General features: G+C 54.7%; 2 protein-coding genes. Both read left to right on the forward strand.

What is annotated here, in order from left to right; translation table 11 throughout:
- A partial coding sequence (locus tag QVP67_RS09570; protein WP_288180082.1) for a TldD/PmbA family protein occupies positions 1-1,365 on the forward strand: 1,365 nt, incomplete at its 5' end.
- A gap of 104 nt (positions 1,366-1,469) precedes the next feature.
- A partial coding sequence (locus tag QVP67_RS09575; RefSeq protein ID WP_288180083.1) for a PmbA/TldA family metallopeptidase occupies positions 1,470-1,784 on the forward strand: 315 nt, incomplete at its 3' end.

The raw sequence follows: 1,784 nt of genomic DNA on the forward strand, positions 1-1,784 counted from the left end.
AAAGTACTGGCTGCCGCCCTCGAAAAAGGCGGCGATTATGCCGACCTCTATTTCGAACATACGTTCAACAACAGCGTCACGCTGATGGACGGACAAGTGAACCGTTGCGGTTCGAACATCGACTTCGGTATGGGTGTCCGCGTTCTGGCAGGCGACCAGACGGGTTATGCCTATGTCGAGGGAGTGACACTCGACGAAATGCTGCGTGCTGCCCGTACAGCTGCCCGCATCGCTACGTCGGGCAAGGCAGGTAAACCCGTCGGACTGACTGAGAAAACCATCGCCAAGAACCGTTATACCGTGATTTCCCCCTGGGAGGAAGTCAGCCTGAAGACCAAAATCCCTTATCTGGAGAAGCTGAACGAGAAAATCTTCTCGCTCGACCCGCGTGTACGCAAGGTGCAGGCCTCGCTGAGCGACACTACCTCGCACGTGCTTTTCTGCAACTCCGAGGGCGTGAGCTATTACGACTACCGCCCGATGGTATCGTTCATGGCCGTCTGCATCATGGAAGAGAACGGACAGATGGAGAACGGCTTTGCCTCGCGTTCGTACCGCAAGGGCTTCGAATTCCTAAGCGACGACATTGTCGAGACATTGGCTCGCGAAGCGGTGGACAATACGGCCATTCTCTTCAAGGCCGTCAAGCCCAAAGGCGGCGAAATGCCCGTTGTGATGGGAGCCGGCGGTTCGGGTATCCTGCTGCACGAGGCCATCGGTCATGCTTTCGAGGCCGACTTCAACCGTAAGAAGACGTCTATCTTCAGCGACCTGCTGGGCAAGAAGGTGTGCAACGAGCACATCAACGTGGTGGACGACGGTACCATCCCCTTCAACCGCGGCTCGGTCAACTTCGACGACGAAGGTGTGGAAGGTCAGAAGACCTACATCGTGAAGGAAGGCATACTGACGAGCTACATGCACGACCGCATCAGCGCCAAGTTCTACGGCGTGGCTCCTACCGGAAACGGACGCCGCGACACCTTCCGCTGCACGCCTATCCCCCGTATGCGTGCCACGTACATGGAGGCTGGCAACGTGCGCGAAGAAGACATCATCTCTACCGTCAAGCAGGGCATCTATGCACAGAACTTCACCAACGGACAGGTGCAGATCGGTGCAGGCGACTTTACGTTCTTCGTCAAGTCGGGCTACCTCATCGAGAATGGTAAGCTGACGCAACCCATCAAGGACATCAACATCATCGGTAACGGTCCCAAGGCACTGGCCGACATCACCATGGTGGCCGACAATGCCAAGATAGACAACGGTACCTGGACGTGCGGCAAGGACGGACAGTCGTGCCCCGTCACCTGCGGTATGCCTTCGGCTCTGGTCAGCAAACTGACGGTGGGTGGAGAATAAGAAAATGAAGAATGAGGAATGAAGAATGAAGAATTAGTTATCATTCACCATTAATCATTCACCATTTATCATTAACCATTAACAATTTACCATTAATAAAGAACATGATAACAGACAATAATAAGAAACTGGCACAATGGGCAATGGACTTTGCCCTGAAGAACGGATGCCAGGCAGCCAAACTGGTGTTGTATGCCAACTCCAATTCGTCGTTTGAGCTGCGCAACGGAAAGATGGACCGCCTGCAACAGGCATCGGAAGGCGGACTGGCCATCAGCTTGTATGTAGACGGTCGCTACGGCTCGTACTCTACCAACCGGCTGGACAAGAAAGAACTGGAAACCTTCATCAAGAACGGCATTGAGTCGACACGCTATCTGGCTCCCGACGAGTCGCGCGTGCTGGCCGACCCCAGCCGC

Source organism: Bacteroides sp. CAG:633, from assembly GCF_000435115.1.
Taxonomy (GTDB): domain Bacteria; phylum Bacteroidota; class Bacteroidia; order Bacteroidales; family Bacteroidaceae; genus Bacteroides; species Bacteroides ndongoniae.